Consider the following 26,250-nt stretch of genomic DNA (forward strand, 5'->3'; position numbering starts at 1 on the left):
CGCGCCTGCCGGTCGGAGTGCGGCGGATCAGGATGCGCTCCCCTCGCCTGCCGCCTCGGCGGACGGATCGGCGGCGGACGACGCCGTGGGAACGTGCGTTATTGCCGCGCTGTCTGCCACCCGCGGCATCCACGCCACGGCCAGCACGCCGCCGACCGTGCTCAGCAGCATTCCCACGAAGAAGCCGCCGAGGTTCACGCCGACCAGCGAGTACACCGCCACCACCAGTGCGATCACACCGTAGAAGATCCGGTGCGCCGGCATGAGCACGATGAGCACGCCGAGCAGCACGAGCACGATCGGGATGATCGTCGCCTGCAGGCCCTCGATGCCGAGCTGCACGTGGATCTTGCCGATGTCGAGCTGGCCGGAGAAGAACAGTTCGATGCCGCCGAGCGCGATCAGCAGTCCGCCGAGGAACGGACGCTGCCTGCGCCAGTGCGAGAACCGGGACCAGGCCGAGCCGGAGGGGGAGCGCTCGCTGCGCTCGCTGCGCCGGCGCGTACTGCGCTCCGCCGCGTTCAGAAGCATCCCTTGGACCCGTCCGTGAGCTGCACGTGCATCCCGGTCAGGGTGAACACCGATGCCTGGGTGCTCCATGCGGTCTGCTGCAGGTTCGCGATCTTCACCGTGTCCGCATCCTGGGCGAAGTCGCCGACGCCGCCCTTGGCCGCCGTGTTGACGGTGGATGCGTCGACCCCGATGCGGATGTTGCCGAACGTCGAGTCTCCCTTGAGGTCCGTCATCCCGATCTGCAGGTCGGACGCGCTCGCTGGGGCTCCGTCGCCGCCGGCCGTGATGAGCAGGCCGACCTTGCCCATCGGGGTGTCGGTGACCACCGACTGGCAGAGGTCGGCGAGCGTCGCCGACTTGATGTTGGCGATGGCGACCTGGTGGTCTTTGCCTGCCGTGTCCGGTGCGACTCCCGCGTACTGGCTGAAGCCGGTGCCGTCGAGCTGCGACGCACTGATCTGGAATTGGCTGCCGGAGACCGCGAACGAGACCGGCACGGCACCGTTGGCGACCCCGGCCATCAGCAGCGACGACACCACGGCCACCGGGACGGCCGCGAGCACGATGCGCCCGGTGTGGGAACGGGTGAGTGAGCGGAACTTCATTGATCCTCCTCGTTTGGGGGTCTTGACAGCGGCGGTGCTTGTCAGGTCGGAACCCCACAGCGAGCATATTCACTATTGACGGCTTGTCAATAGTGGGGCGATCGGCGGGGGACTCAGATGGCTAGGCTCGACGCATGGAGATCGACCGGCGCACCAGGCTCACTCCGGAGGAGCGCAGGGCTCAGCTGGTCGCGCTCGGTGTCGCCTTCCTCGTCGACAACCCATTGGATGCGCTCACCATCGAAGGACTGTCGGCCAAGGCCGGCGTGTCGCGGGCGCTGCTGTTCCACTACTTCGGGACGAAGCAGGGGCTGCACCGCGAAGTGGTCAGGACGGCCCGCGACAGCATGCTGCACGCCACCCAGCCGCAGTCCGACCTGCCACCGCTCGACCGACTGCACGACACCCTCAGCAGGATCGTCCAGTTCGTGCGGGACCACCGCGGCACCTTCTACTCCCTGGTGCGCGGCGTGGCCAGCGGCGACACCGAGGTGCGCGAGGTGGTGGAGGAGGCGCGCGCGGAGCAGGCGGAGCGGGTGATCGCGGTGTTCATCGAGCTGGGCGTGCCGGATACCGAGCTGCTGCGGATCGCGCTGCGCTCCTGGGTGGCGTTCGCGGAGGAGGCGCTCGTGCGCAGCGCCCTCGGGACGGACCTGGCGTCGGACGAGGTGGTCGCGTTCCTGGAGCGCAGCGTCCGCGCGGTCGTCGCCGCCCTCTGACCGCGCGGGGTTCGCGGCTGGGGCGGTAGCCTCGTGTTCGGCCGACACGCGCCCATCCACTGAGCCCGGAGTGCACATGACCGAACCCACCAGCCGCCGTCCCGTCTACCTCGACTGCGACACGGGCATCGACGATGCGCTCGCCATCGCCTACCTGCTGGCGTCTCCCGAGATCGAGCTGGTCGGGATCGGCACGGTCAGCGGCAACGTCAGTGCCGCCCAGGCAGCGGACAACACGCTGCGCATCCTGGCGCTCGCCGGACGAGGGGACATCCCGGTCGCCGTCGGCTCGCACGACGCGCTGGCCCGCGCGTTCGACGGGGGAGCGGAGCACGTGCACGGCGGCAACGGGATCGGCGGCGTCGAGCTCCCGGACACCGATCTGACACCGATCGCGGAGTCGGCTCCCGAGTTCCTCATCCGGCTCGCGGAGGAGCACGCCGGGCGCCTCGAGGTCATCACGATCGGGCCGGTGACCAACATCGCCCTCGCTCTGCGCCTCGACCAATCGCTGCCCGGCCGCGTCGCCGCCGTCACGGCGATGGGCGGAGCGGCCTTCGCATCCGGGAACGTCACGCCGGTGGCGGAGGCGAACATCTGGAACGACCCGGAGGCGGCGGCCGTCATGCTGTCCGCGCCCTGGCCGCTCACCCTGGTGCCGCTGGATGTGACCGTGGAGAACACCTTCGAGGAGGAGCACCTCGCCGGCCTCCTCGCGGCGGAGAAGCCGCTGGCCCGTGCGGTCGGCGCGATGCTCGGCTACTACTTCGACTTCTACGTCGACCTGTACGGCCGCCGTGCCAGCGCCCTGCACGACCCGCTCGCCGCCGCCATCGCGGTCGGCGCGATCCTGCCGACCAACGCGCCGCTGGTCGACGTCGTGGTGGATGCGACGGCAGGCCCGGCGCGCGGCCAGACCATCTGCGACCTGCGCGGCCAGCGCCTCGGTCCGGTCGATCAGCCGGGCGCGCACATCCGCGTCGTCCTCGGCACCGACCGCCCCCTCGACGCTCACCTGCTCGAACGCCTGCTCGCGTAGCCATCGAGCCGGGACTTGTGCACACGACACGCCGTCTCGACGCGGCGTGTCGCGTGCATAACTCCCGGCTCGCTTATGTGGGGGTGGCGGTGGAGCCCCGGGGGATGAAGGTGGCGACGAGGTCGGCGGGAGTCGCGGGGGCGGCGCCAGCGGCAGGCGCCGCCGCTGCGCCGGCGGCCGCGGCGAGGGCGCCATCCGTCGCGGACGGCGCGTCGATCTGCGCGGCGAGGCGGCGGGCCGCCGCGCGGCCGAGCGGCTCGCCCGGCAGGCGCACCGTCGTCAGCGGCGGCGCCGTCACGCGCGAGTACGGGAGGTCGTCGAACCCCGTCACCGCCACGTCGCCCGGCACGGACAGCCCGGCCTCGCGCGCCGCCTCCAGCACGCCGTACGCGTGCGTGTCGGTCGCGCACACCACCGCGGTCACGACCTCCGCACGCCACTGCGGCCACGCGGAGGCGAACGCCGTGGCCGCCGCGCCCAGCTCGATGATGCTGCGGGCAGCATCCGGTGCGCTCACGGACATCCCGTTGCGTGCGGCGGCAGCGGTGAGCTGTTCCCGGCGGAGCTGGAAGGTGCGGGTGCCTGTGATGCTGTCCAGGTAGCCGAGCGCTCGGTGGCCACGGGATGCGAGGTGCGCGGCGAGCTGGTCGATCGCGTCGCGCATGTCGTAGTTGACGGCGGCGACGTCGGTGCGCAGCTCCGGCGCATCCAGCACCACCAGGGGCACGTCGTCGCCGAGTTCGTCGAGGAATTCGTCCGAGGGCGCATCCACAAGGTACCCGGCGGGCCGGAGCCCGGCGAAGCGGCGGACGTCGGATGCGGACGGCTGCACCCCGCTCTCCGTCACAGAGAGCACGAGCTGGAAGCGCGGACCGAGCTCCTGCTCGATGCCCTGGATCACCGAGCCGAAGAAAGGATTGGAGAGGTCGGGTGCGACCAGCACCACGAGGTCGGAACGTCCGCGCGCGAGCGCGCTCGCCCCCTGATCCACCACGTAGCCGAGCTCAGCCACGGCCGCACGCACCCGCTCGATGTTCGCGGGGGAGACCCGGCCGTCCGTCTTGCCGTTGAGCACGAGCGACACCGTCGCGATCGAGAGCCCCGCGTGCGCGGCCACCTGCGCGGCGGTCACTCTGGATGGTCGGGGCATACCTCGATCGTATCGGCGCCCGATTTAACGTCAAGCGCTTAACGTGATAAGCATTAAGCGCTTAACTCATCCCCCGACGAAGTGGAGCCCCCGTGACAGATACGGGCAAGAAAATCATCCTCGACTGCGACCCAGGGCACGACGACGCCATCGCGATGCTGCTGGCGCACGGGAACCCGGACATCGACCTCCTCGCGGTCACGACGGTGGTCGGCAACCAGACCCTGCCGAAAGTCACCCGCAACGCCCTCGCCGTCGCCGAGATCGCCGGCATGATCGGCGTCCCGATCGCCGCGGGCGCCACCCGCCCGCTGGTGCGCACCATCGAGAACGCGCCGGAGATCCACGGCGACTCCGGCATGGACGGCCCCGTCCTCCCCGAGCCGACCATGCAGGTGGATGCGCGTCACGCGGTCGACCTCATCATCGACACGATCATGGCGCACGAGCCGGGCACGGTCACCCTGGTGCCGACCGGCGGCCTCACCAACATCGCCCTCGCCGTGCGAAAAGAGCCGCGCATCGCTGAGCGGGTCAAGGAGGTCGTGCTCATGGGCGGCGGCTACCACATCGGCAACTGGAGCGCCGTCGCCGAGTTCAACATCAAGATCGACCCGGAAGCCGCGCACATCGTCTTCAACGAGAGCTGGCCGGTGGTGATGGTCGGCCTCGACCTCACCCACCAGGCGCTCGCCACGCCCGACGTCGTCAAGGCGATCGCGGCGGTCGGCACGAAGCCGTCGCAGTTCGTCGTCGAGCTGCTCGAGTTCTTCGGCCACACCTACAAGGAGTCGCAGGGCTTCGACGCCCCGCCCGTGCACGACCCGTGCGCCGTCGCGTACGTGATCGACCCCAGCGTCGTGCGCACCGTCAAGGTGCCGATCGACATCGAGCTCACCGGCACGCTCACCCTCGGGATGACCGTGGCCGACTTCCGCGCGCCCGCGCCGGACGACTGCACCACCTGGGCGGCGACCGAGCTCGACCACGAGCGCTTCTGGGCACTCGTCGTGGACGCCCTCGAGCGCATCGGCGAGGTGCAGGCATGAGCAACGTGACCGCATCCACCGGACCCGGCGCATCCACCAGCGCACGCACCGGCCGCACCAGCGGCGGCAAGAGCCTCGCCGCCCTGACCGCGGCGCTGCTCGCCGCCTGCGTCGCCTTCCAGCTCAACGCGAGCATGCTGAGCCCCGTGCTCGTCACCATCGCGCACGAACTGAAGACCGACGACGCCTCCGTCGGCCTCTCGCAGACGATGTTCTTCACACTCGCTGCGCTGTTCTCGCTGTTCCTGCCGCGACTGAGCGACATCGTCGGCCGCAAGCGCATCCTGATCGGGATGCTCATGGTGATGATGCTCGGAAGCATCGTCGCAGCCCTGGCCGTCAACCTGCCGATGCTGTACGTCGGCCGCGCCATCCAGGGGGTGTCCGGTCCCGTCGTGCCGGTGTGTCTGCTGATGCTGCGCGCCGAGATCTCCGACCCGAAGAAGTACGGCGCGGCGATGGGCCTGCTCACCGCGGTGAACGGCGGGATCGCCGGCATCGACGCCATCGCGGGCGGCTGGCTCGCCACCACCCTCGGCTTCCGCTCGGTGTTCTGGGTGATCGCGGTCGTCTCCGTGGTCGCCGTCGCGCTGGTGCTGTGGTGGGGTGTCGAGTCGAAGCCGTCCGCAGGGACGCGGATGGACTGGTGGGGCGTCATCCCGTTGGTCGTCTCGATCGGCGCGCTGCTCATGGCGCTCAACGAGGCAGGCAAGCTCGCCGCGGCGAACTGGGCGCTCGTCATCGGCGGGATCGTGCTGTCGCTCGTCGCGTTCGTGGTGTTCTGGTTCGTGGAGAAGCGCATCAGGGAGCCGCTGGTGCCGCCGAAGTACCTGCGCCAGCGCAGCACCTGGGCGCTGCTGGTCACCACCCTGCTGACGATGACGGGCGTCTTCGCCGTCGTCAACGGACTCGTCACCTCGCTCGCGCAGAACGGCGACGCCGGGTTCGGGATGCAGGCGGACCTCGCTTCCCTGGCGTTCCTCACCCCGTACGCGATCGTCGGCTGGATCGTCGGGCCGTTCGCAGGACGCCTCGCGCCGACGCTCGGCTACCGCACCGTGCTGCGCGTCGGCCTCGTCGGAAGCATCGTCGCCACGCTCATCATGGCGTTCGTCGGCGTGCACTCGCTTCCGGTGCTGATCATCGCCACCGTGCTGATCGGCGTCTGCTACGCGGGCATCGCTAACATCATGCTGAACGGCCTCGGCATCGTGCTGTCTCCCGCAGACAACCCCGGGTTCCTGCCCGGCCTCAACGCCGGAGCGTTCAACCTCGGTGCCGGCCTCAGCTTCGCGCTGCTGCCCGTGCTGCAGGTGGTCCTCAGCCCGGCCGGAAGCACCTCCACGGTCGGCTACAGTGCCGGGATGCTCGTGGGGGCGGCGATCACGGTCGTCGCGCTCGCGGTATCGTTCCTCATCCCGAAGCCCGCGACGGCCGAGGCGTGACCAGAGGAAGATGAGAGGGTTGTGGAATGACTGACTCCGGCATCCTGATCGTCGGCTCGCTGAACGCCGACCTCGTCGTCCGCACCGACCGCTTCCCCGGACCGGGGGAGACGGTGCGCGGCTCTGAGCTTGCGACCCTGCCGGGAGGCAAGGGTGCGAACCAGGCGGCGGCTGCCGCGCTGCTCGGAGGTGACGTCCGGATGCTCGGAGCGGTCGGCGCCGACGCGCACGGCGAACTGCTGACCGGTTCGCTGCGCCGCGCAGGCGCCGACGTCGACGGCGTGCGCCTGATCGACGGTGTCGCCACCGGCACCGCGATGATCACGGTGAACGCGGACGGCGAGAACACGATCGTCGTCAGCCCCGGCGCGAACGACCGGCTGACCGCCGACGACGTGCGGGGGAGCGACGAGTTCTCCGGGTGCGCCGTGCTCGGGCTCTGCCTGGAGATCGACACCTCGGTGGTGCTGGCTGCTTCACAGCGGGCCGGTGCGGACGGCGCGACCGTGCTGCTCAACCTCTCGCCGTACGCGGAGGTGCCGGAGGAACTGCTCGCGGCGACGGACGTGCTGCTCGTCAACGAGCACGAGGCGTCGACGCTGCTCGGCGTCGATGTGGAGTCGGTGGATGCGGCGGAGGTCGCCTCCCGGCTCGCCGGTCGCGGCATCCGGCGTGCCGTCGTCACGCGCGGCTCCGAGGGCGCACTCGTCTTCGACGACGGCGAGAGCGCGACGGTCCCTGCCGTCCCTGTCACCGCGGTCGACACCACGGGATGCGGCGACGCGTTCATGGGGGCCCTCGCGCTGCGTCTGGCCGCAGGCGACGCGCTGGTCCAGGCGGCCGCCTTCGCCGCCGCCGTCGGCGCATACGCGGCCACCGGCCACGGCGCCCAGTCCTCCTACCCCACCCTCGCGGCCTTGGAGGCCTTCCGCGCCACCCGCTAGCCCCACCCGCGCAGCTCGCCTCAGCCGCGCAGCAAGCGAGCCGGGACTTGTGCACGCGACACGCCGTCGCGCAGTGTGCACAAGTCCCGGCTCGATTGCTGCGAGAGGGGCCTGGAGGGGAACGGGCGGCGAGGGGCGGGGCGGGTCAGGCGTCGGGGTCGGTCGCGGCGTCGGGGGCGTCGGGGTCGGCGTCGACGTCGGCGGCGGAGGCGTGCTCGTCGTAGACGGGGGAGGCCTCGCTGGGCGAGCCACCGGTGGGGCCGTCGTTGCCGTCGCCCGCGCCTGGCCAGACCGTCTCGCCGGCGACCGCATCCGTAGTCACCAGGTCGTCGGCGAAGTCGGCGGCCGCGATCGGGTCGTTGGCCGCGTAGTCGACGTCGCCGTCGGCCGGGTCGACCCAGCCGGCCGTGTCGCCGGCGTCTGCGTCGCCGAGCAGGTCGTCGTCGAGGCCGTCGATGCCATCGTCCGGGATGCGGTCCATGGTGATTCCCTTCGCCGTCGGAGTGCTGATGCAGCGAACGCTACACCGCCACGTAGGAACCGAGAAGGCGGAGGAACCCGTCGCGGAACGACGAAGCGCCCGGTCGGGAAGACCGGGCGCTTCTGTCGGGCGAAAGCCCTACTTCTTGGGTGCCGGCGTCGGGAAGGTCACGCTTCCGCTGCTGCCTGCGTCGTTGACCGCGGTCTGCACGAACGATGCGAACGTGGTGGCGTCCGTGAAGCCACCGGAGTAGCGCTGTCCGTTCACGAACACGGTCGGCGTTCCGAAGCCGCTCGGACCGCGCAACTGCGAGTCGGCGACCGCGGAGGTGGTGCGGTTCGTGACGAACTTCGCGAACCGCTGATCGTTCACGCAGTCGGTGATCTGCTGGGACGACACCCCGGCGCCCTTGAACAGCTTCAGGATCTCCGCGTTCGTGAGACCCGACCCTGTCTGTTCATCCGGTTGGTTGGCGAACAGGGCGCTGTTGACGTCGAAGAACTTGTCCGGCTGGTAGTTCGCCACGCACGACGCGGCGGCCGCGGCCCTGGTCGAGTACTTCTTGTTGGTCGAGGAGTCGAGGATGGCGACGGGGTGGATCTCCAGGGTCGCTTGGCCGTCCGCCATCCACTTCTTCATCTGGTCGGAGTTCGTGGTCTCGAACTGGTCGCAGTACGGGCACTGGTAGTCGAGCCAGATCTGGATGTGCGCCGTCTTGCCGTCGAGCGTCTGCTTGGTGGGCGTCGGGTCGGCGCCCTTCGCGATCGCCGGCGTGGTCACCGCCTTGTCCGATGCCGTGAGCAGGATGCCGCCGCTGAGCATGTTCTTCGGGTTGGCGACGTTGTTGGCCGCGCTGACCCCGGCGAAGATGAACCCGCCGACGATGGCGAGCACCGCGACGATCCCGACGATCACGGAACCCTGCACGATGATCTTGCGACGCTTGGCCTTCTTGGCGGCTTCCTCGCGCATGAGGCGAGCGTGTTCCCTCGCCTCTTCTCGGCGGTCGCGTTTATTCGGCCCCGAAGCGCCCCTGCCTGTTGCCATTCGGCTCAATCCCATCAACGGTGAACAGTTCCTTGACGATGTTATTGGCTGAATGCTTTGAAGGGGCTGTGCCGGTGCCGTACCGTTGCAGGGGTGCGAGACGAAGGTGAGCGACTGTGACGGCTGCGAAAGCTGAAGAGCCGGGAGGCTCCGGCAGCGGAACAGCCGGCCTCGAATACGCCGAGCGCCTGCGCAGGCTCGACAACTCCTGGTGGAGGAGGACGCTCAACGTCCAGGCGCCGTACCGGTACAACATCCGGCACATGCACCTCGGCAGGGTGCTGGACATCGGATGCGGTCTGGGCCGCAACCTCGCGCACCTCGGCAACAACGGGGTCGGCGTCGACCACAACCCGGAGTCGATCGCCACCGCCCGCGCCCGAGGCCTCACGGCGTTCACGAGCGAGGAGTTCCCGCACACCGAGTACGCGGTGCCCGGAGCGTTCGACGCCGCCCTCGTCGCCCACGTGGTCGAGCACCTCGACCCCGATTTCGCCGTCGACCTCATCCAGAGCTATCTGCCGTACATCCGTTCCGGCGGCCAGGTGGCGTTCATCACGCCCCAGGAGCGCGGATACGCCAGCGACTCGACGCACGTCACGTTCGTCGACTTCGACGGTTTGCGCGCCCTGAGCGTGAAGCTCGGGCTGACCCCGATCCGCCAGTACTCGTTCCCGTTCCCGCGCGCGGCGGGCAAGGCGTTCCCGTACAACGAGTTCGTGATGCTGGCGCGCAAGCCGTAGCTACGGCAGCAGCCGCGTGAAGTGGTGCGGCACGCCCTGCCACACGGTGGTGATCTCCACGGGCCGCCCGACGTCCGGCGCCTGGATGAGGACGCCTCCGCCCAGGTAGAGGCCGATGTGCTCCTCGTCGTCGAAGACGACCAGGTCGCCCGGCTGCGCGTCGGCCTCGCTGATGCGCGTGCCCGCGTCGTCCTGGAGGTGCACGAGGTGCCCGAGCTGGATGCCAGCTGACGCATATGCCTCGAGGACCAGGCCGGAGCAGTCGATGCCGTCGTGACTGGTTCCGTCGAGCACGTACGGGTCGCCGAGGTAGGTGAGAGCGGTCGCCACGATCTGCTGCCGGGGACCGGAGGCCGAGAGTGCTGCGGTGATCGCGGTCGCCGCCTGCTGGCCCGCCGCGCCTCCTTGCGCGCTGATGACGCCTGCGATGGCTCCGGCGACGGGGTCGTCCCTGTCGCGGCGGCTGTCCGAGGAGGATGCCGACGTCGCGCCGACCGTCAGCGACTGCAGGTGCTGCTCCGCGGCGGCGACCAGCACCACGGGCGCCGCCTCGGCCGCGATCGCGGAGTTCGTCGGCATGGCGATGAGAGCCGTGCCGACGAGGGCGATGGATGCGGCGGACGCCGCCAGCGCGCTGGTCCTGGACGGCGACGCGGCGTGACGGTGGCGCACCGCGGGGCGGGGACGCGCATCCGTCCGGGTGGCTTCCGCGCGGTGACGGCCGCGTTCACGCCTGCCTGGCTGGGTTGCGGTGGGCATACGCTCCTCGGGTCGTGACGCGCCCCCGTGCACGGTCGGTGTGTGCACGCGATCGGTGCGTGCTCATGCCCCCGCGTTCCACCCTAGGAAGCGCATCCTGAGCGCCACCGGTGGATGCGGGCGGTTTGCGAGCCTCGTCTCTGACGGTCCTCTCAGGCTGCCGCCCTCACACCACCATCGTCACGTCGCCGGCGTGAACGCCACGTCCTCCACGCGCGAGCGCGGCATCGACGCTCCCGCCGCGATGGTGAGCGCCGACACCACTGCCACCGAGACGAACACGGCCGTCGCTGCTGCCTGCACCGTGCCGGGGTCGTGCTCGCCACCGCTGGACCCGCTGATGATCGAGTTGGCGATGGCCCCGAACACGGCGACGCCGACAGCGCTGCCGATCGAGCGCGCGAACATGTTGGTGCCCGTCACGACGCCTCGCTCGTTCCAGTCGACGCTGGACTGGGCGGCGATCAGCGTCGGCGTGGCGATCAGTCCCATCCCGAGGCCGACGATGAAGCAGCTGATCGCGACGAACGCGACACTCGGATGCACGGAGGTCGCCGCCAGCGTGATCGCCCCGACGAGCGCGATGCCTGAGCCGAGCAGCGCGGTGTTGCGGAAGCCGATGCGCAGGTAGAACCGGCCGGACTGGGAGGCCGCGATCGGCCAGCCGATGGTGAGCGCCGCCACCGCGAGCCCGGAGATCAGCGGCGTGACGTGCACGGTCCCTTCGAGATAGGTCGGCACGTACGAGGTGAGGCCGATCAGGATCGCGCCGACGCCCAGCGAGACGAGCGTGGTCGTCACGAGCAGGCGACGAGAGAACACCCAGAGCGGCAGCACCGGCTCCGCAGCGCGGCGCTCCACCAGCACGAACGCCACCAGGATGAGGCCGCCGAGCACGAACGAGCCGATGCTCCACACCGAGTTCCACGCCCAGCCCGTCCCGCCCTCGAGCACAGCCAGGATGAGCAGTGTCATGCCGGAGGTGAGCAGGATCGAGCCGGCGTAGTCGATGCGGTGCTTGCGGCGCTCGATCTTCTCGTGGAAGGTGCGCATCAGCATCCACCCGGCCAGGATGCACAGGGGCACGTTGACGAAGAAGATCCACCTCCACGAGGTGAACTCGGAGAACAGGCCGCCGAGGGTCGGACCGACGACGGAGGAGATCGCCCACACGCTCGCCAGGTAGCCCTGCGCCTTGGCGCGCTCGGCGACCGTGTAGATGTCACCGGCGATGGTGACGGCCATCGGCTGGATGGCGCCGGCGCCGAGGCCCTGCACGGCGCGGAAGGCGATGAGGGCCGGCATGCTCCAGGCGAACCCGCAGAGCACGGAGCCGACCAGGAACAGCGCGATGCCGATGAGGACGATCGGCTTGCGTCCGATGGTGTCGGACAGCTTTGCGTAGAGCGGTACGGACACCGCTTGCGCCAGCAGGTAGACGGAGAACAGCCAGGGGAACTGCGCGAAGCCGCCGAGGTCGGCCACGATCGACGGGACGGCGGTGGCCAGGATGGTCGAGTCGATGGCGACCAGACCGGTGGTCAGCATCAAGGCGATCAGGATGGGACCGCGCTCTGATCGGAAACCGATACTGGCGGTGGTGGTGCTCGACATCGTTCTCCAGCTCTGTGCGTGTAGTTAACCCTCTACAACAACACGTCGCCCGGTCAACCATTCCCAGTCCGACGAGCAACGTGAGGTGCATCTTGACGTGAAAGACGAGTGCGGCGACAATGTGAAACATGTCTTTCACATCGAGCAGACCCGAGAACAGGCGGCAGATCACCGACGCCCGCGCACTCCGCGCCCTCGCACATCCCCTGCGGCTCGCCCTGCTCAACCACCTCATGGCCTTCGGCACTCAGACCGCCAGCCAGTGCGCGGAGGTCGTCGGTTCCACCGCCTCCAACTGCAGCTACCACCTGCGCTCGCTCGCACGCTACGGACTGGTCGAGTCCGTCGACCCGGAGGACGGGCGCGAGCGGCCGTGGCGCTCCACCGCGACCGGCCTGCAGTTCGGCGGCACGGACGACCCCGCCGTCGCGCTCGGCGCGGACACCGTCGAGCGCGTGCTGGTCGAGAAGCAGATCGACGACGAGGCCGCCCTCACCCACCGGGCGGTCGCCGGCCGCGACGCGCTCCCCGCCGACTGGAAAGACGCCATGCGGCTCTCCGGCTACGCCCTGCGCATGACGCCGGACGAGCTCCGCGTCCTCGGCGACCGACTGGATGCACTCATCCGCCCGTATATCGGCCTCACCCGCGAGGACGCCCCGGAGGGCAGTGAGGTCGTCGCGCTGCACCTCAACGCCTACCGCCACCCGGATGCGAGGACATCGTGACAGACACCAGGCCGACCCCCGCCCCCGCGGGGGAGCGGAAGCGCTCGCCGCTGTTCCGCCGCGACTTCGCCCTGGTCTGGGCGAGCAGCTTCATCTCCGACACCGGCGACTGGCTGCTGATGATCGCGCTGCCGCTGTTCGCGTTCGCCGTCACGGGCAGCGCCCTCGGCGCATCCACGGTCTTCCTCGCCGAGCTGGTGCCCATGCTCGTTCTCGGCAGCTTCCTCGGCGTCCTGGTCGACCGCTGGGACCACCGCAGGACGATGATCGTCGCGAACCTGCTGCAGGGTGCGCTGCTGCTGCCTCTGCTGGCGGCGTCGGCCGACCGGATGTGGATCGTCTACGTCGTCGCAGCGCTCGAAGCCTGCCTCGGCGCGATCGTCAACCCGGCCAAGCAGGCGCTCGTGCCCCGCCTGGTCGACGAGGACCAGCTCGGCCAGGGCAACGCGCTGATGGCGGTCAGCGACAATCTCGCGCGCCTCATCGGCTCGCCGCTCGGCGGGCTCGCGTTCGTGCTGGTCGGGCTGCCTGGCGTCGTGGTGGTGGATGCGGTGAGCTACCTGGTGAGCGCCGGGCTGGTGGCGCTCAGCCGCCCCCGTGCATCCGCGGGGCGGGCCGGGCGGACGGAGCAGGAAGAGGAACGCGACGCGCCGCTCCCTCGGGTGCACTTCCTCCGGCAGTGGCTCGACGGGCTCAGCACCATCCGCAGAGTGCGCCCCCTCGGCGCCGTGACCGCGATCACCACGCTCGGCCAGTTCGCGCAGGGCATCTTCCTCGTCCTCTTCATCGTCTATGTGTCCGACCAGCTCGGCGCGAACGGCACGGAGGTCGGGCTGCTGCGCGGGGTGCAGGCGATCGGCGGAGTGCTCGGCGGCCTCCTCAGCGGCGTGCTGCTGCGCCGGTTCGCACCGCGCACGCTCGTCGGCGTCGGCTATCTCGTGTTCGGCGCGATCTCGCTCGTCACCTGGAACCTGTATCCGGTGACCACAGCGGTCGGCGTGTACGTCGGGCTGTTCATCGCGGTCGGCATCCCAGCGGTGGCGACCACCACCGGCATGATCACGATCGTGCAGCGGGTCACCCCGCCGGATGCGCTCGGCCGCGTCTTCGCGTCCGTCACCACGTTCGGCGGTGCCGCACAGGGTGCGGGGCTGCTCGTGGCCGGTTTCCTCGCGGAACGGTTCGACGTCGTCGCCATCCTCAACGGGCAGGCGCTCGTCTACGTCGCCTGCGGGATGTTCGGCCTCCTGTTGCTCGGGGAGAGGGGCCGTCGCAGCGCGGGGTAGCCTGGACAGTGCCCTTTAGCGCGAAACTCGCCCGTATTGCAAGGGGAATACTGGATTCAGCCCGTAGGGTGGCCGTGTGTGGCGACTGGACAGGAAGAACGAGGATGACGACATGATGTCGGACATTCCGGACGATGACGCCCTCAATCCGCAGAACACCACGTCACCGCACGCGATCAGCCTCGGTGACCCTGCGCTCGTGGCCGGCAACATCGCCGAGCCGGTGTGGCACAGGTGGCGGGAGGAGATCGCAGCTCTCGGCGGCGCATCCCCTCTGCTGCACTTCGAGGACAGCCCGCGGACCCGCATCGAGCTGAGCTCGACGCATCCGGGAGGGCTCCCGCAGTTCATCACGGGCCAGTCGACGCTGCTGTCGAGCCTGATCCGCGACGAGCTCGCCCTGCGCACGGCGCGCGCCGCGGCAAACGCGATCACCGCGAAGGGCATCGAGCTGCGCTCTGTGCGCGGCATCGAGTCCGTGCACCTGGCGATCGGGCTCGCCCAGTGGCGGCACGGCGGCGAGGAGTACACGGCGCCGATCCTGCTCCGCCCGCTCGCGATCCGCCGCTACGGCCGCGACTTCGAGCTGAAGCTCAAAGGCCAGCCGTACCTGAATCCTGAGCTGGCCCGCGCGCTCGCCGAGCAGTTCCAGATCACGCTCGACGCCGACGCGTTCGTCGCGCTCGCCCTCACCAACGGCGTGTTCAAGCCGCAGCCGGTGATCGACCGGCTGCGCGGCCTCACCTCGCACCTGCCCTGGTTCAACGTGCAGCCGCGGCTCGTCGTCTCGTCGTTCGCCGACGTCGCGACCGCGATGCGCGCAGAGGCGGAGGATCTCGACACGGTCGTGCTGGATGCCCTGGCAGGCAACCCGACGGCGCGCCGCACCGTGGAGAGCGCCTTCAACCCCGTGCAGCCCGTCCGCCAGGACGAGCGCCCGCCCGCCACCGACACCCTGCTGCTGGATGCGGACGAGGAGCAGGAGAACGTCGTCGCCCAGATCGCGGCAGGCAACTCCATCGTCGTCAAGACGCTGCCGGGCACCGGTGGCACGCAGACCATCGTCAACGCCATCGGCGCACTGGTCGCCCAGCACAAGCGCGTGCTGGTCGTGACCCCGCGCCGGTCGAGCATCGAGGACATCACCCACCGGCTCACCCAGGTCGGCCTGCCCGGCCTCGCCGTGACGCCGCGTTCGCTGCGCCGCGACGTGATCCAGTCGATCGGCCGCAACGAGAAGGCCACCCAGCCGAAGGTCACCGACGTCGACGAGGCGCTGGTGCGCCTGCGCAAGGTGCTGCTCGACTACCGCGCGGCGCTCACCCGCCGCGACCCTGTGCTCAAGGTGTCCGTGCTGGATGCGCTCGGCGAGCTGTCCCGCCTGTCGCTGCTGCCCACCCCGCCGTCGACGACCGCCAGGCTGGACCGCGCATCCATCGAGCTGCTGGCGAACGACAGGCCGTCCGCCGCCGACGCGCTCATCCGCGCGGCCAGGCTCGGCGAGTTCCGCTACGGCCCGAACGACTCGCCCTGGTACGGCGCATCGTTCGGCACCACTGCGGAGGGCAACGCCGCCCACGAGCTGGCGAAGAAGCTCAACCGCTCCGAGCTGCCGCGGCTCATCGAGCGGGCGAAGAGCCTGATCGGCCAGACCAGAATGCGGCCGTTCGAGTCCATCGCGGAGCTCGGCGTCTACCTGCGCCTCCTGCTCGACGTGCGCGAGACGCTCGACAAGTTCCAGCCGGCCGTCTACGACCGGTCGATCGCCGAGCTCATCGCCGCGACGGCGACGCGACGCGAATCCCCGTCGATGTCCGGCGCGAACCGCCGCCGCCTGCGCAAGCTGGCGCTGGAGTACGTGCGCCCAGGGGTGCACGTGACCGATCTCAACGAGAGCCTGCGGCGCATCCAGCAGCAGCGCATCCTGTGGCAGCGGTTCGCCGCGGCAGGGGTGGTGCCGGAGGTGCCCGTCGGCATCGCGGACGTGCAGGTCGCGTACCAGCGCGTCGCGGAAGACCTGGCGCGCCTCGACATCCCGCTGCGCCGCACCGGGACGCCGTTCTCGCTGTCCGTGCTGCCGATCGACGAGCTCACCCGGCAGATCGCCGGCCTCGCCGCCGAGTCGGAGGTGCTGGCCAACCTGCAGGAGCGCACGGCGCTGCTCACCGAGCTGCGCGAGCGCAAGCTGGACCCGCTGCTCTCCGACCTGTCCCAGCGGCACGTGCCGGAGACGCAGGTCTCCGCCGAGCTGGAGCTCGCCTGGTGGCAGTCCGTACTGGAGTCGCTGCTCGCCTCGGACCGCGCCCTGCTCAACGGCAACACCGGCGTGCTCGACCGGCTGGAAGCCGACTTCCGGCTCGTGGACGAGGCGCACGCCTCCGCCACCGGCCAGCAGCTCGCCTGGATGCTCGCCGAGACCTGGAAGATCGGCATCGTCGACTGGCCGGACGAGGCTGCGGCCCTCAAGAAGCTGCTGAAGAGCGACAGGACCACGGCGGCGACCCTCAACGAGGTCGCGCCGCACCTGGCACGCCCGCTGGCTCCGGTGTGGCTGGTGTCGCCGTACGAGGTGACGTCGATCAGCCAGGATGTGGCGTTCGACGCCGTGCTGCTGGTGGACGCTGGAGCATCCATGCTGTCGGAGAACGTCCCGGTCATCCGTCGTGCCCGCCAGATCGTGGCGTTCGGCGATCCCGTCACGCAGACTCCGTCGCCGTTCGACATCGGAGCGCACGAGTACGGCACGACCGTCGACCAGGTGGATGTGGATGCCGCCCACGCGGGCTCCGCCCTGGCCGAGCTCTCCGAGCTTCTTCCGGTCTACACGCTCACCCGCAGCTACCGCGCCGGCGGAGAAGACCTCGCCGACCTGGTCAACCGCCGCTTCTACGGCGGGATGATCGACTCGCTGCCCTGGGCGGGAACCTACCTCGGCCACGGCAGCCTCACGCTCAACTACGTCACCGGCGGTCAGGGGATGCCGGACAGCGACACCGGAGCGGTGGAGAGCACGGACGCCGAGGTGTCGAAGGTGGTCGAGCTGGTGCTCGAGCATGCGACGGAGCGTCCCCGCGAATCCCTCATGGTCATCACGGCCAGCGAGCGGCACGCGGTGCGGGTGAACCAGGCCGTGCTCGCGGCCTTCGCCAAGCGCACGGAGCTGGCCGACTTCATCCTGAAGGACAACGCCGAGCCGTTCACGGTCGTCACGCTGGAGCAGTCGGTGGCGCAGAGCCGCGACCGCGTCATCTTCTCGATCGGCTACGGCCGCACCCCGCACGGCCGCCTGCTCTCCAACTTCGGAGCGCTCGCCGAGCCGGGAGGGGAGCGCCTGCTCGCCGTCGGCATGACCCGCGCCCGCCGCGGCATGGACATCGTCTCCTGCTTCAAGCCGGAGGACATCGACGACACCAGGATGCGTCACGGCATGGCCGCGCTCGCCCAGGTCCTCGGTGAGGCCGACCAGATCCAGGCGGCCACGGCGCAGTACCTCAGCCACGACGCCGACCCGATGGTCCTCGACCTCGCCAAGCGCCTCACCAGGCGCGGTCTGGATGTGCAGCTCGGCTACCGGGGCAAGCTCGCGCTTGTCGCCTCCCACGCCGGCCGTGCGGTCGCCGTCGAGACGGACGACGACGTCAACAAGGGCAGCCTCCGCGAGTCGCTGCGCCTGCGTCCCGACGTCCTCCGACGCCTCGGCTGGCACTATCTCCGCGTCCACAGCTTCGAGCTGTTCGCCGACCCCGACGCGGTCGCCGGCCGCATCGCCCGCCTCATCGGCATCCACGAGCCGGACACGCAGACGGCGCCGATCGCGCTGCCGGTGCAGCAGGGGTAGCGCAGTCGCACCGTGGTAGCATCGCGGTATGACCGCCAAGCTCAGCATCAGTGTCTCTGACGCCGACCTCGCCATCATCGACGCGGTCGCGCACGACAGGGGCGGCAACCGCTCCGCGGTGATCCACGACATGGTGCGCGTCTTCCGTGAGCTCCAGGCGGAGGACGGGTATCTGCGCATGTTCGACGAGTGGGACGGCTCGGACGATAAGAAGCTCTGGGACGCGACGACACCAGACGGCCTGCGCTGATGCGTCGAGGAGACGTGCTCCTCGTCGAGCTCGATCCTGCGCGCGCGGGGGAGGCCGCGAAGACCCGGCCGTGCATCGTGGTGAGCAACGCAGGCGTGAATGCCGCGGTGACGCGGGCGCACAAGGGTGCGATCGTGGTCGTGCCCGTCACAGCGAGCGTCGGCTACGTGCATCCCGATTCGCAGGTGCTGATCGACGACCAGGATGCGCTCGCGGACATGGGCCTCGCTGTGCCGTCGAAGGCGCAGGCGGACCAGATCAGGGCCATCTCGGCGGAGCGCATCCAGCGCATCATCGGCAGGGCTCCCGCGTGGGTCGGCTACCAGCTCGACGACGCCATCCGGTTTCACCTGTCGCTCTGACCGCGACGGTACCCTGGAAGGGTGAGCGAGACGAGCAGGCGGAAGCATCGGCGCGTGCAGGTGGGCGCGGCGCCGGGGACCGACCCCGCACCGCAGAGCGGTCAGGGCGCGCCGGCGCCGCAGCGAGCCGCCGAGGACACCGACCGGGCATGGAACGGCGGGTCGGACAGCAACGACGAACGGCTGCGGCAGGACGTCCCGCCGCACTGGTGAGCGCCGGCGGAGACGGAGTGGGCGCTACTCCGCGTGCTTGCCGGCCGCTGACGGCGGAGCGGCCTGCGTCTGCAGCAGGTCGCGGATCTCGGTGAGCAGATCGAGCTCGGTGATCGGCGCATCCGGCTCCACGACGCCCTGGTTGCGGAGCTTCTGCGCGCGGTTCTTCGCGAGGTTGATCGGGTAGACGAAGACGAAGTAGACGACGACCGCCACGATCAGGAACTGGATGATCGCCCCGACGACAGCGCCGAACTTGATGTGGGCGTCGCCGATCACCAGCGTCATGGAGTTCTCCAGGCTGTCGGCGCTGAAGATCGCGCCGATGAGCGGGTTGAACACGTTGTTGACGATCGAGTTCACCACAGCGGTGAACGCAGCGCCGATGACGACGGCCACGGCCAGGTCGATCACGTTCCCGCGGAGGATGAACTCCTTGAATCCTTTGAGCATGGCCGGTCCTTTCGGTCTGTTGGGCAGGGTTCGGTGGAACTAGCTGGACGACGACGTGGATGCGGCGGGCGCGCTGGACGATCCTGAGCCGGACGATGAGGAGCCGGAGGACGAGGAGCCGGACGACGAGGAGCCGGACGACGAGGAGCCGGACGACGAGGAACCGGAACCGGAGGACCCGGAGCCCGACGACGAGCCTGATCCCGTGCTGGACGACTTCGTCCCGCGCGAGTCCGTGCGGTAGAAGCCGGACCCGTTGAACGTCACGCCGACCGTGCCGAACACCTTGCGCAGGCTGCCGCCGCAGGTGGGGCAGACGGTGAGCGCGTCGTCGGTGAACGCCTGCTGGATGTCGAAGGCGGTCCCGCAGTCGCGGCACGAGTACGAATAGGTGGGCATTGTGTCAGGCTCCGGAAAGGTCGGGGTGTCGGGCGGGTTCGCCCGGTGCAGCCGTCATGAGAATTGCACGATCCTGGTCGGGGTGACCGCACCGTCGACCGGTTGATCGTGTCGTTCGCGCGGGACGTCGTCGACGAGTTCGGCATCGAACAGCACAGCGTACACCGGGGGACATTTTTCCATGCTGCCGAGGGTCTTGTCGAAATAGCCTCTGCCCCAGCCCATCCGCATCCCGGAGGCGTCGACGGCGGCGGCGGGGATGACGATGAGGTCGACATCGTTGATCGCGATGGGGCCGAGCAGCTCGCCGACCGCCTCCGGCATGCCGAACAGGCCCTCGGTCTCCGTCTCGCCGTCGCCGGTCGTCCAGTCGAGCAGGCCGTCCTCGCGGGAGATCGGGAGGAGCACGCGGATGCCCTGGGCGTGCATCCAGTTGAGGAACGGTCGCGTGTCCGGCTCGATCGGCGTGGACAGGTAGCAGGCGACGGAGCGCGCGGACAGATCGGTGGCGAGGTCGATGAGGTTGCGGGTGATGCCAGCCGTCGCCGCAGCACGCTCGGTGCTGGTGAGGTTCTGTCGTCGTTCGCGGAGTTCGGCGCGCAGAGCGCGCTTGCGATGGGCGGCAGTATCCGAATCCATAAGCCAATCCTAGGAGATTGCATCCGGGGGTGTCCGGAATTGCCGATACCCTGAGCAGATGGCAACGCACGTCACTAAAGCAGTCATCCCAGCTGCGGGCCTCGGCACCCGCTTCCTTCCCGCCACCAAGGCCATGCCGAAGGAGATGCTCCCCGTCGTCGACAAGCCGGCCATCCAATACGTGGTGGAGGAGGCCGTGGACGCCGGACTCCACGATGTCCTCATGATCACCGGCCGCAACAAGAACGCGCTGGAGAACCACTTCGACCGCAACGCCGAACTGGAGGAGACGCTCACCAGGAAGGGCGACACCGACCGGCTCGAGAAGGTCAACTACTCCACCGCTCTCGCGGACATGCACTACGTGCGCCAGGGCGACCCCAAGGGTCTCGGCCACGCCGTGCTGCGGGCGAAGATGCACGTCGGCCGCGAACCGTTCGCTGTGCTCCTCGGCGACGACATCATCGACTCGCGCGACGAGCTGCTGTCCAGGATGCTCGAGGTGCAGCAGGAGCGGAACACCACTGTCGTCGCCCTTCTCGAGGTCGACCCCAGCCAGATCCACCTCTACGGCGCAGCAGCCGTCGAGGAGACGGAGGACGACGACGTCGTCCGCATCACCGGACTCGTCGAGAAGCCCGACCGCGAGCACGCGCCGTCGAACTACGCGATCATCGGCCGCTACGTGCTGCGTCCGGAGGTCTTCGACGTGCTGGAGAAGACCGAGCCTGGCAAGGGCGGCGAGATCCAGCTCACGGATGCGCTGCAGTCGATGGCGCAGGCTCCCGACTGGACAGGCGGCGTCTACGGCGTCGTCTTCCGCGGCCGGCGCTACGACACCGGCGACCGTCTCGACTACATCAAGGCCATCGTGCAGCTCGCGTCCGACCGCGAGGACCTCGGCCCCGACCTGCGCCCCTGGCTCCGCGAGTTCGCCGCCGGGCTCGAGGACGAGCCGGACGAGGTGCTGCCAGAGATGCCGGCCGAGCCGGCCGAACCCGTCGAAACCGTCGCCGACCCGGCCAACTAGCCGCACCACGAAGGAGAGGTCCGTGGCGATCGTCGTACCGTCACTCAGCGAGGGCAAGGTGGGGCTCAGGCCCATTCGCCTCCGCGACGCCCGCGGTCTGGAGCGTTCCCTGCTCGAAAACCGCAGCTGGCTCCGCCAGTGGGAGGCGACCAGCCCGTATGCCCCGACATCGTTCGACACCCGGTCGAGCATCCGGTCGCTGCTGGCGAATGCGCGGGCGGGGCACGGCCTGCCGTTCGTCGTCGAGTACGACGGGCAGCTCGCCGGGCAGCTCAACGTGTCGTCGATCACCTACGGCTCGCTGTCGAGTGCGACCATCGGCTACTGGGTGTCCGAGGAGTTCGCCGGGCGCAACATCACGCCGACAGCGGTCGCCCTCGCCACGGACTACTGCTTCTACCAGCTCGGGCTGCACAGGATGGAGATCTGCATCCGGCCGGAGAACGGCCCGAGTCTGCGCGTCGTCGAGAAGCTCGGCTTCCGCTACGAGGGGCTGCGTCGCAGGTACATCCACATCAACGGCGACTGGCGCGACCACTTCTGCTTCGGGCTGGTGACAGAGGAGCTGACCCAGGGCGTCCTCCGCCGGTGGCTCGACGGCAACGCTCCAGGGGATGCGGCGACCATCCCCGCCGAGGACAGGGCGGCTGCGGCGATCCCCATCCCGATCGCACGACAGCGCTGACCGCCCGCCGCAAGCCGCGAGCGGCGAGCGGCGGGACGCCGACCCGCTGAGCCGCGGCCGCATCCGGGCTGAGAGAACTCTCCATCGCGAACACACCCGGCGCGCTGCCGGGCCACGGGACACGCCGCCCCCTACCGTAGAGGCATGACAGGGGACGTGATGGGCGGTGGGGTGGTCGTTGCCATCGCCGCCGCGCTGTGGCTGGCCTATCTCATCCCGGTGTGGCTGCGCAGGCGCGAGTATCTGGCGACCGAACGCAACGCGGTGAGGCTGCAGCAGACGCTGCGCATCCTGGCCGAGACGAGCGAGGTGCCGGAGCAGGTGCGCATGGAGGCGACGGCCCGCACCGTGGCCGAGCAGCAGCGCATCCTGAAGCGCGCGGAGCAGAAGAAGCTGGCGGAGGCTCGCGCTGCCGCCGCGGCGCACGCTCGCCGCGAGCAGGCCATCGCGGAAGAGGAGCGCCGCGTCGCAGAGGAGGCGGAGGCCGCCGCCGCAGACGCCATCGCGCTCGAACGCGCCGCCCGCGCAGCAGCCGCCCAGCGCGCCCGTGTCCTCGCGGCGGCGACCGCGATCCCGAAGCTCTCGCCCCAGCGCCGCCGCCGGTTGCGCCGCTCGCGGGGGCTGAGCACACTCGTCCTCGTCGCCGCGGTGGTCGGGGGCGTGATCGGCACGGTCTCCCTGGTCGCCACTGGGGCGTGGCTCACGCTCGCCGTCTCCTCCGTCGTCGGAGTGCTGGCCATCGGGATGCTCGTCCGCCTTGCCGGCGCGGAGCGCACGGCCGCCGTGTCGACCGTCGTGCCGCTCGCCGCGCCCATCGCGCCCGCGCTCTACGACGACGCGCAGCACGACGTGCAGCAGGTCAGCCGCCCCCGTCAGGAGAGCTGGACTCCGCGTCCGCTGCCCAAGCCGCTGCACCTGTCCCGCGGCACCATCGCTGCGACGGCGATGGCGTCGATGGATGCGGCCACCGCGCTGCGCCGCTCGGCCGCCCTGGCCGAGGTCGAGCGTAAGGCGGCGGAGCGCATCCCGGCTCCGATGCCGCTGCGGCCGGTCGCGACAGCGCCGGCTGTGCCAGCTGCCGCGGCGGTGCACACCGCTCCCGCGCCGTCGGCGCCCGTCGCCGTTGCGCCGGCGCAGGAGCCCAGCCGGTACGCGGCGATGGGCCTCGTCGGCGACCTCGACAGCAACGCGATCGACCTCGACGCCGTCCTTCGCAGGCGACGCGCCGCAAGCTAGCCCCGATTCGATTTCGACCCCGCAGGGGTGATATGGTTTTGGAGCAGTTCACGGGGCTATGGCGCAGTTGGTAGCGCGCTTCGTTCGCATCGAAGAGGTCAGGAGTTCGAATCTCCTTAGCTCCACAACCACGGGCCGCACTTCCTAGGAAGTGCGGCCCGTTTCGTTCGTGCCGTGCCGTGTTGCCTCGGCGCTCACACGACCAGCAGCACCGCAAGCACCAGCATCAGCACAGCGATGCAGCCGTCCAGGATGCGCCACGCCACCGGCCGCGCGAAGACCGGGGCGAGGTAGCGGGCGCCGAAGCCGAGCATCCCGAACCAGAGGATGCTTGCGGTCACCGCGCCGGCGCCGAACACCCAGCGGCCGGGGTCGCCGTGGGAGGCGCTGAGCGAGCCGAGCAGCAGCACGGTGTCCAGGTAGACGTGCGGGTTGAGCCAGGTGAGGGCGAGGCAGGTGCCGACCGCGGTCAGCAGCGAGGTCGCAGCGGCGCCGGTGCCGGCGTCGAGGCGTTCCGGGCGGAGGGCGCGGCGGGCGGCGAACAGCGCGTAGAGCAGCAGGAAGGCGAAGCCTGCCCAGCGGATGATCTCCAGGGCGACGGGCGCTGAGCGGATGATCGCGCCGATTCCCGCGACCCCCGCCGCGATCAGGACCGCGTCGCTCGCCACGCAGATCAGCACGATCGGGAGGACGTGCTCGCGCCGCAGCCCCTGCCGCAGCACGTAGGCGTTCTGCGCGCCGATGGCGATGATCAGGGAGGCTCCGGCGCCGAGGCCGGTCAGGTAGACGGCGAAGGCGGAGGCGGGGGTCACAGTTCGAGACTAGGCATCGGCGCGTGTGTAGGGAAGCTCATGATTCTTATGTTCCATTAGCATTGCTGTTGATGGATGCCAGCACCGATCAGCTTCGCACGCTGGCCGCGGTCGTCGACCACGGCACGTTCGACCGCGCCGCGTCCGCGCTGCACATCACGCCGTCCGCTGTCAGCCAGCGGATGCGTTCCCTCGAATCGCAGGTCGGGCGCGTCCTCGTCCGCCGCAGCAAGCCGATCGAGCCGACCGAGGCCGGCCGCGTCCTGCTCACGCTCGCCAGACAGGTCGCGCTGCTGGAGAGCGAAGCGGTGGATGCGCTCGGAGCCGACGAGACGGGGCCTGTGCCGCGCATCCCGCTGGTGGTCAACGCCGACTCGCTCGCGACCTGGGTGCTGCCCGCCATCGCCGAACTCGGCGACATCGCGTTCGACATCGTGCTCGACGACCAGGAGCACACCCTCGACCGGCTGCGGGACGGCACGGCGATGGCGGCGATCAGCTCCGACCGTGAGCCGGTGCAGGGCTGCACCGTCACCCGGCTGGGCGCGATGCGGTACCGAGCGGCCGCGAGTCCGGCGTTCGTGGCCCGCCGGCTGGCGGACGGCTGGACGCCGGAGGCGATGGCCGAGGCGCCGATGCTGGTGTTCGACAGGAAGGACGCCCTGCAGGACCGCTACCTCGCCGCGCACGCGCCTGGTGCGCATCCACCGCGTCACTACGTGCCGGCATCGAGCGAGTTCGTGCGGGCGGCGGAGCTCGGCCTCGGCTGGGGGATGCTGCCCGACCTGCAGACCGCCGCGCAGCTCGCCGCAGGCGACCTCGTGGTGCTTGACGACACCGATCCAGTCGACGTGCCGTTGTTCTGGCACCAGTGGTCGCTGCAGTCATCGACGCTCGCCGCCGTCGCATCCACCCTGGCCGCCGCCGCTGCTCGCGCTCTACGGTAGGCGGGACGGGACCAGACACAGCCGGCAGCTGGCAGCCGGCAGCAGGCAGCAGGCCGGCCCGCTCAGGCGGTGGCGCGCACGATCTCGAAGAACGCGCGCATGTCCGAGGCGACGAGGTCAGGGGTCTGCTTGGCGGTGAAGTGGCCGCCCGTCGGCAGGTCGTTCCAGAACCGGATGTCGGTGTACGTGCGCTCGGCGTAGCTGCGCGGGAACCCGCGTTCGCCGTACTGGATCGAGACGCCGACGGGCACGTGGATGCGCGGCATCGGCGGCTCCTGCGCGTCGTCGTAGTACGCGCGGAACGACGTGCCGATCGAACCGGTGAACCAGTAGAGCGCGATGGTGGTGAGGAGCTCGTCCGTGGTCCACCAGGTGTGCACGTCGTCGGAGCCGCTCCACTCGCGGAACTTCTCCAGCAGCCAGGCGGCGAGGCCGGCCGGGGAGTCGGTGAGGCCCACAGCGAGGGTGTCCGGGCGCGTCGACTGCTGGGCAGAGTATGCGCTCGCCCTCGCCCACTTGCTGTCGAGCCACGCGACGAACGCCTGCTCGTCGTCGGTCAGGTCGGCGGCGCGCTCCTTCGGCGGGAACGCCGCGTGCGTCGCGAACAGGCCGAGTACCGCGTCGGGGTGCAGGGCAGCGAGGCGGTCGCTGGTCCAGGTGCCGACATCCTCTCCGTAGGTGGCGTAGCGCTGGTAGCCGAGCACGTCGGTCATCAGCGTGTGCCAGCGCTCCGCGACCGCATCCGACGTGAACGGCACTCCCATCGGCGCGGAGAAGCCGAACCCGGGGAGCGACGGCACGACCACGTCGAACGTCTGCCCGGAGCCGTCGTCCGTGCTGAGCAGTTCTGCCAGCGGCAGCATCTCGATGAAGGAGTACGGCCAGCCGTGGCTCAGCACGATCGGGATGGGGTCTGCCGCGCCGGCCCTGCGCTGCCCGCGCAGGTAGGCGAAGTGCACCAGGTCGCCGCCGATCACCGAGGTGTACTGCGGCACGGCGTTCAGGCGCGCCTCTGCCGCTCGCCAGTCGTAGCGGTCGCGCCACTCGTCCATCAGCGCGCGCAGGGTCGGGAGGTCGACGCCGGCACCCCAGGGCGCTGCGGGCGTCTGCGCCGGATAGCGCGTGCGGTCAAGCCGCTCGTGCAGATCGGCGATGTCGTCGTCCGGCACGGCGATGCGGAACGGTTCGGCTTCGGTGAACGAGACGGAAGGAGTGGCGGCCATGAGCCGAGCGTACGCCGCACCGCCGACACGTCTCAGCGTCA

28 protein-coding genes and 1 tRNA gene are annotated in these 26,250 nt (G+C 70.0%); 17 read left to right on the plus strand and 12 right to left on the minus strand.

What is annotated here, in order from left to right:
• Positions 1-27: 27 nt before the first annotated feature.
• The gene (locus ASE16_RS12270; RefSeq protein ID WP_055895290.1) at positions 28-531 is read right to left on the minus strand and encodes a DUF6114 domain-containing protein; all 504 of its coding nucleotides are present in this window, start codon (positions 529-531) and stop codon (positions 28-30) included.
• Complete coding sequence (locus ASE16_RS12275) at positions 522-1,118, minus strand: DUF6230 family protein (protein ID WP_055895291.1); 597 nt, start codon at positions 1,116-1,118, stop codon at positions 522-524. Before ASE16_RS12275 ends, ASE16_RS12270 begins: the two co-directional genes overlap by 10 nt.
• A gap of 134 nt (positions 1,119-1,252) precedes the next feature.
• Here ASE16_RS12275 and ASE16_RS12280 point away from each other — a divergent pair, with 134 nt between their 5' ends.
• Positions 1,253-1,837, plus strand: coding sequence for a TetR/AcrR family transcriptional regulator (locus ASE16_RS12280; RefSeq protein ID WP_055895293.1), 585 nt, complete (start codon positions 1,253-1,255; stop codon positions 1,835-1,837).
• Positions 1,838-1,913: 76 nt separating this feature from the next.
• A complete protein-coding gene (locus ASE16_RS12285; protein ID WP_055895295.1) occupies positions 1,914-2,876 on the plus strand; it encodes a nucleoside hydrolase in 963 nt (320 codons plus the stop codon).
• A gap of 73 nt (positions 2,877-2,949) precedes the next feature.
• Here ASE16_RS12285 and ASE16_RS12290 read toward each other — a convergent pair whose 3' ends face one another.
• A complete protein-coding gene (locus tag ASE16_RS12290; protein WP_082581419.1) occupies positions 2,950-4,026 on the minus strand; it encodes a LacI family DNA-binding transcriptional regulator in 1,077 nt (358 codons plus the stop codon).
• A gap of 92 nt (positions 4,027-4,118) precedes the next feature.
• Here ASE16_RS12290 and ASE16_RS12295 point away from each other — a divergent pair, with 92 nt between their 5' ends.
• The 3 genes from ASE16_RS12295 to ASE16_RS12305 are packed head-to-tail and all read left to right on the plus strand — an operon-like array spanning position 4,119 to position 7,464.
• Positions 4,119-5,075: a nucleoside hydrolase gene (locus ASE16_RS12295; RefSeq protein ID WP_082581420.1), complete on the plus strand. Its 957-nt coding sequence runs from the start codon at positions 4,119-4,121 to the stop codon at positions 5,073-5,075.
• Positions 5,072-6,520 (plus strand): MFS transporter, encoded by a 1,449-nt coding sequence (locus tag ASE16_RS12300; RefSeq protein WP_055895300.1) that lies wholly within the window; start codon positions 5,072-5,074, stop codon positions 6,518-6,520. Before ASE16_RS12295 ends, ASE16_RS12300 begins: the two co-directional genes overlap by 4 nt.
• Positions 6,521-6,546: 26 nt before the next feature.
• Positions 6,547-7,464 carry a ribokinase gene (locus ASE16_RS12305; RefSeq protein WP_055895302.1) on the plus strand — a complete coding sequence of 306 codons (918 nt, stop codon included), beginning with the start codon at positions 6,547-6,549 and terminating at the stop codon, positions 7,462-7,464.
• Between the two features lie 145 nt (positions 7,465-7,609).
• Here the strand turns inward: ASE16_RS12305 and ASE16_RS12310 are convergent, their stop codons facing one another.
• Both ASE16_RS12310 and ASE16_RS12315 read right to left on the minus strand, forming a co-directional pair.
• Positions 7,610-7,945 carry a hypothetical protein gene (locus ASE16_RS12310; protein WP_235500478.1) on the minus strand — a complete coding sequence of 112 codons (336 nt, stop codon included), beginning with the start codon at positions 7,943-7,945 and terminating at the stop codon, positions 7,610-7,612.
• Between the two features lie 138 nt (positions 7,946-8,083).
• Complete coding sequence (locus ASE16_RS12315) at positions 8,084-8,917, minus strand: DsbA family protein (RefSeq protein WP_055895304.1); 834 nt, start codon at positions 8,915-8,917, stop codon at positions 8,084-8,086.
• Positions 8,918-9,108: 191 nt separating this feature from the next.
• Between ASE16_RS12315 and ASE16_RS12320 the strand changes: the two genes are divergently transcribed.
• Positions 9,109-9,735, plus strand: a complete 627-nt coding sequence (locus ASE16_RS12320; protein ID WP_055895306.1) for a class I SAM-dependent methyltransferase — start codon at positions 9,109-9,111, stop codon at positions 9,733-9,735.
• Here the strand turns inward: ASE16_RS12320 and ASE16_RS12325 are convergent, their stop codons facing one another.
• Both ASE16_RS12325 and ASE16_RS12330 read right to left on the minus strand, forming a co-directional pair.
• A complete protein-coding gene (locus tag ASE16_RS12325) occupies positions 9,736-10,494 on the minus strand; it encodes a C40 family peptidase (protein ID WP_235500479.1) in 759 nt (252 codons plus the stop codon).
• Positions 10,495-10,674: 180 nt separating this feature from the next.
• Complete coding sequence (locus ASE16_RS12330; RefSeq protein WP_055895308.1) at positions 10,675-12,108, minus strand: MDR family MFS transporter; 1,434 nt, start codon at positions 12,106-12,108, stop codon at positions 10,675-10,677.
• A 128-nt stretch (positions 12,109-12,236) separates the two neighbouring features.
• On the opposite strand from ASE16_RS12330, the gene ASE16_RS12335 reads away from it, so the two are divergent.
• The 6 genes from ASE16_RS12335 to ASE16_RS19785 all read left to right on the plus strand — a co-directional run bounded on the left by ASE16_RS12335 (position 12,237) and on the right by ASE16_RS19785 (position 18,785).
• Complete coding sequence (locus tag ASE16_RS12335) at positions 12,237-12,836, plus strand: ArsR/SmtB family transcription factor (RefSeq protein WP_055895310.1); 600 nt, start codon at positions 12,237-12,239, stop codon at positions 12,834-12,836.
• A complete protein-coding gene (locus ASE16_RS12340; protein ID WP_055895312.1) occupies positions 12,833-14,122 on the plus strand; it encodes an MFS transporter in 1,290 nt (429 codons plus the stop codon). Before ASE16_RS12335 ends, ASE16_RS12340 begins: the two co-directional genes overlap by 4 nt.
• Before the next feature lie 112 nt (positions 14,123-14,234).
• Complete coding sequence (locus ASE16_RS12345; RefSeq protein WP_402851248.1) at positions 14,235-17,960, plus strand: AAA family ATPase; 3,726 nt, start codon at positions 14,235-14,237, stop codon at positions 17,958-17,960.
• Between the two features lie 28 nt (positions 17,961-17,988).
• Positions 17,989-18,210 carry a hypothetical protein gene (locus tag ASE16_RS12350; RefSeq protein ID WP_055895315.1) on the plus strand — a complete coding sequence of 74 codons (222 nt, stop codon included), beginning with the start codon at positions 17,989-17,991 and terminating at the stop codon, positions 18,208-18,210.
• 14 nt (positions 18,211-18,224) lie between these two features.
• The gene (locus ASE16_RS12355) at positions 18,225-18,572 is read left to right on the plus strand and encodes a type II toxin-antitoxin system PemK/MazF family toxin (protein WP_235500480.1); all 348 of its coding nucleotides are present in this window, start codon (positions 18,225-18,227) and stop codon (positions 18,570-18,572) included.
• 21 nt (positions 18,573-18,593) lie between these two features.
• Complete coding sequence (locus tag ASE16_RS19785; RefSeq protein ID WP_157480367.1) at positions 18,594-18,785, plus strand: hypothetical protein; 192 nt, start codon at positions 18,594-18,596, stop codon at positions 18,783-18,785.
• 24 nt (positions 18,786-18,809) lie between these two features.
• Here ASE16_RS19785 and mscL read toward each other — a convergent pair whose 3' ends face one another.
• From mscL to ASE16_RS12370, 3 genes are read right to left on the minus strand one after another with little or no spacing between them, the layout of a single operon-like run.
• Positions 18,810-19,238: a large conductance mechanosensitive channel protein MscL gene (gene mscL, locus ASE16_RS12360; protein ID WP_055895319.1), complete on the minus strand. Its 429-nt coding sequence runs from the start codon at positions 19,236-19,238 to the stop codon at positions 18,810-18,812.
• Positions 19,239-19,277: 39 nt separating this feature from the next.
• Positions 19,278-19,637: an FmdB family zinc ribbon protein gene (locus tag ASE16_RS19465; RefSeq protein WP_082581422.1), complete on the minus strand. Its 360-nt coding sequence runs from the start codon at positions 19,635-19,637 to the stop codon at positions 19,278-19,280.
• 54 nt (positions 19,638-19,691) lie between these two features.
• A complete protein-coding gene (locus ASE16_RS12370; RefSeq protein ID WP_055895323.1) occupies positions 19,692-20,276 on the minus strand; it encodes a 5-formyltetrahydrofolate cyclo-ligase in 585 nt (194 codons plus the stop codon).
• 58 nt (positions 20,277-20,334) lie between these two features.
• On the opposite strand from ASE16_RS12370, the gene galU reads away from it, so the two are divergent.
• From galU to ASE16_RS12390, 4 genes are all read left to right on the plus strand, one after another.
• Entirely contained in the window at positions 20,335-21,306 is a 972-nt protein-coding gene (gene galU / locus ASE16_RS12375; RefSeq protein WP_055895325.1) for a UTP--glucose-1-phosphate uridylyltransferase GalU, read from the plus strand.
• Between the two features lie 22 nt (positions 21,307-21,328).
• Positions 21,329-21,991: a GNAT family N-acetyltransferase gene (locus tag ASE16_RS12380; protein ID WP_055895326.1), complete on the plus strand. Its 663-nt coding sequence runs from the start codon at positions 21,329-21,331 to the stop codon at positions 21,989-21,991.
• Positions 21,992-22,135: 144 nt separating this feature from the next.
• A complete protein-coding gene (locus ASE16_RS12385; RefSeq protein ID WP_055895328.1) occupies positions 22,136-23,227 on the plus strand; it encodes a hypothetical protein in 1,092 nt (363 codons plus the stop codon).
• A 52-nt stretch (positions 23,228-23,279) separates the two neighbouring features.
• Positions 23,280-23,352: transfer RNA gene (locus ASE16_RS12390), tRNA-Ala, on the plus strand.
• A 69-nt stretch (positions 23,353-23,421) separates the two neighbouring features.
• On the opposite strand, the gene ASE16_RS12395 is transcribed toward ASE16_RS12390, so the two are convergent.
• The gene (locus tag ASE16_RS12395) at positions 23,422-24,039 is read right to left on the minus strand and encodes a LysE/ArgO family amino acid transporter (RefSeq protein WP_055895331.1); all 618 of its coding nucleotides are present in this window, start codon (positions 24,037-24,039) and stop codon (positions 23,422-23,424) included.
• A 71-nt stretch (positions 24,040-24,110) separates the two neighbouring features.
• Here ASE16_RS12395 and ASE16_RS12400 point away from each other — a divergent pair, with 71 nt between their 5' ends.
• Complete coding sequence (locus ASE16_RS12400; RefSeq protein WP_055895333.1) at positions 24,111-24,986, plus strand: LysR family transcriptional regulator ArgP; 876 nt, start codon at positions 24,111-24,113, stop codon at positions 24,984-24,986.
• Between the two features lie 62 nt (positions 24,987-25,048).
• On the opposite strand, the gene ASE16_RS12405 is transcribed toward ASE16_RS12400, so the two are convergent.
• Entirely contained in the window at positions 25,049-26,209 is a 1,161-nt protein-coding gene (locus ASE16_RS12405) for an epoxide hydrolase family protein (RefSeq protein ID WP_055895335.1), read from the minus strand.
• Positions 26,210-26,250: the final 41 nt, after the last annotated feature.

It is taken from the genome of Leifsonia sp. Root227 (assembly GCF_001428745.1).
Taxonomy (GTDB): Bacteria; Actinomycetota; Actinomycetes; order Actinomycetales; family Microbacteriaceae; genus Leifsonia.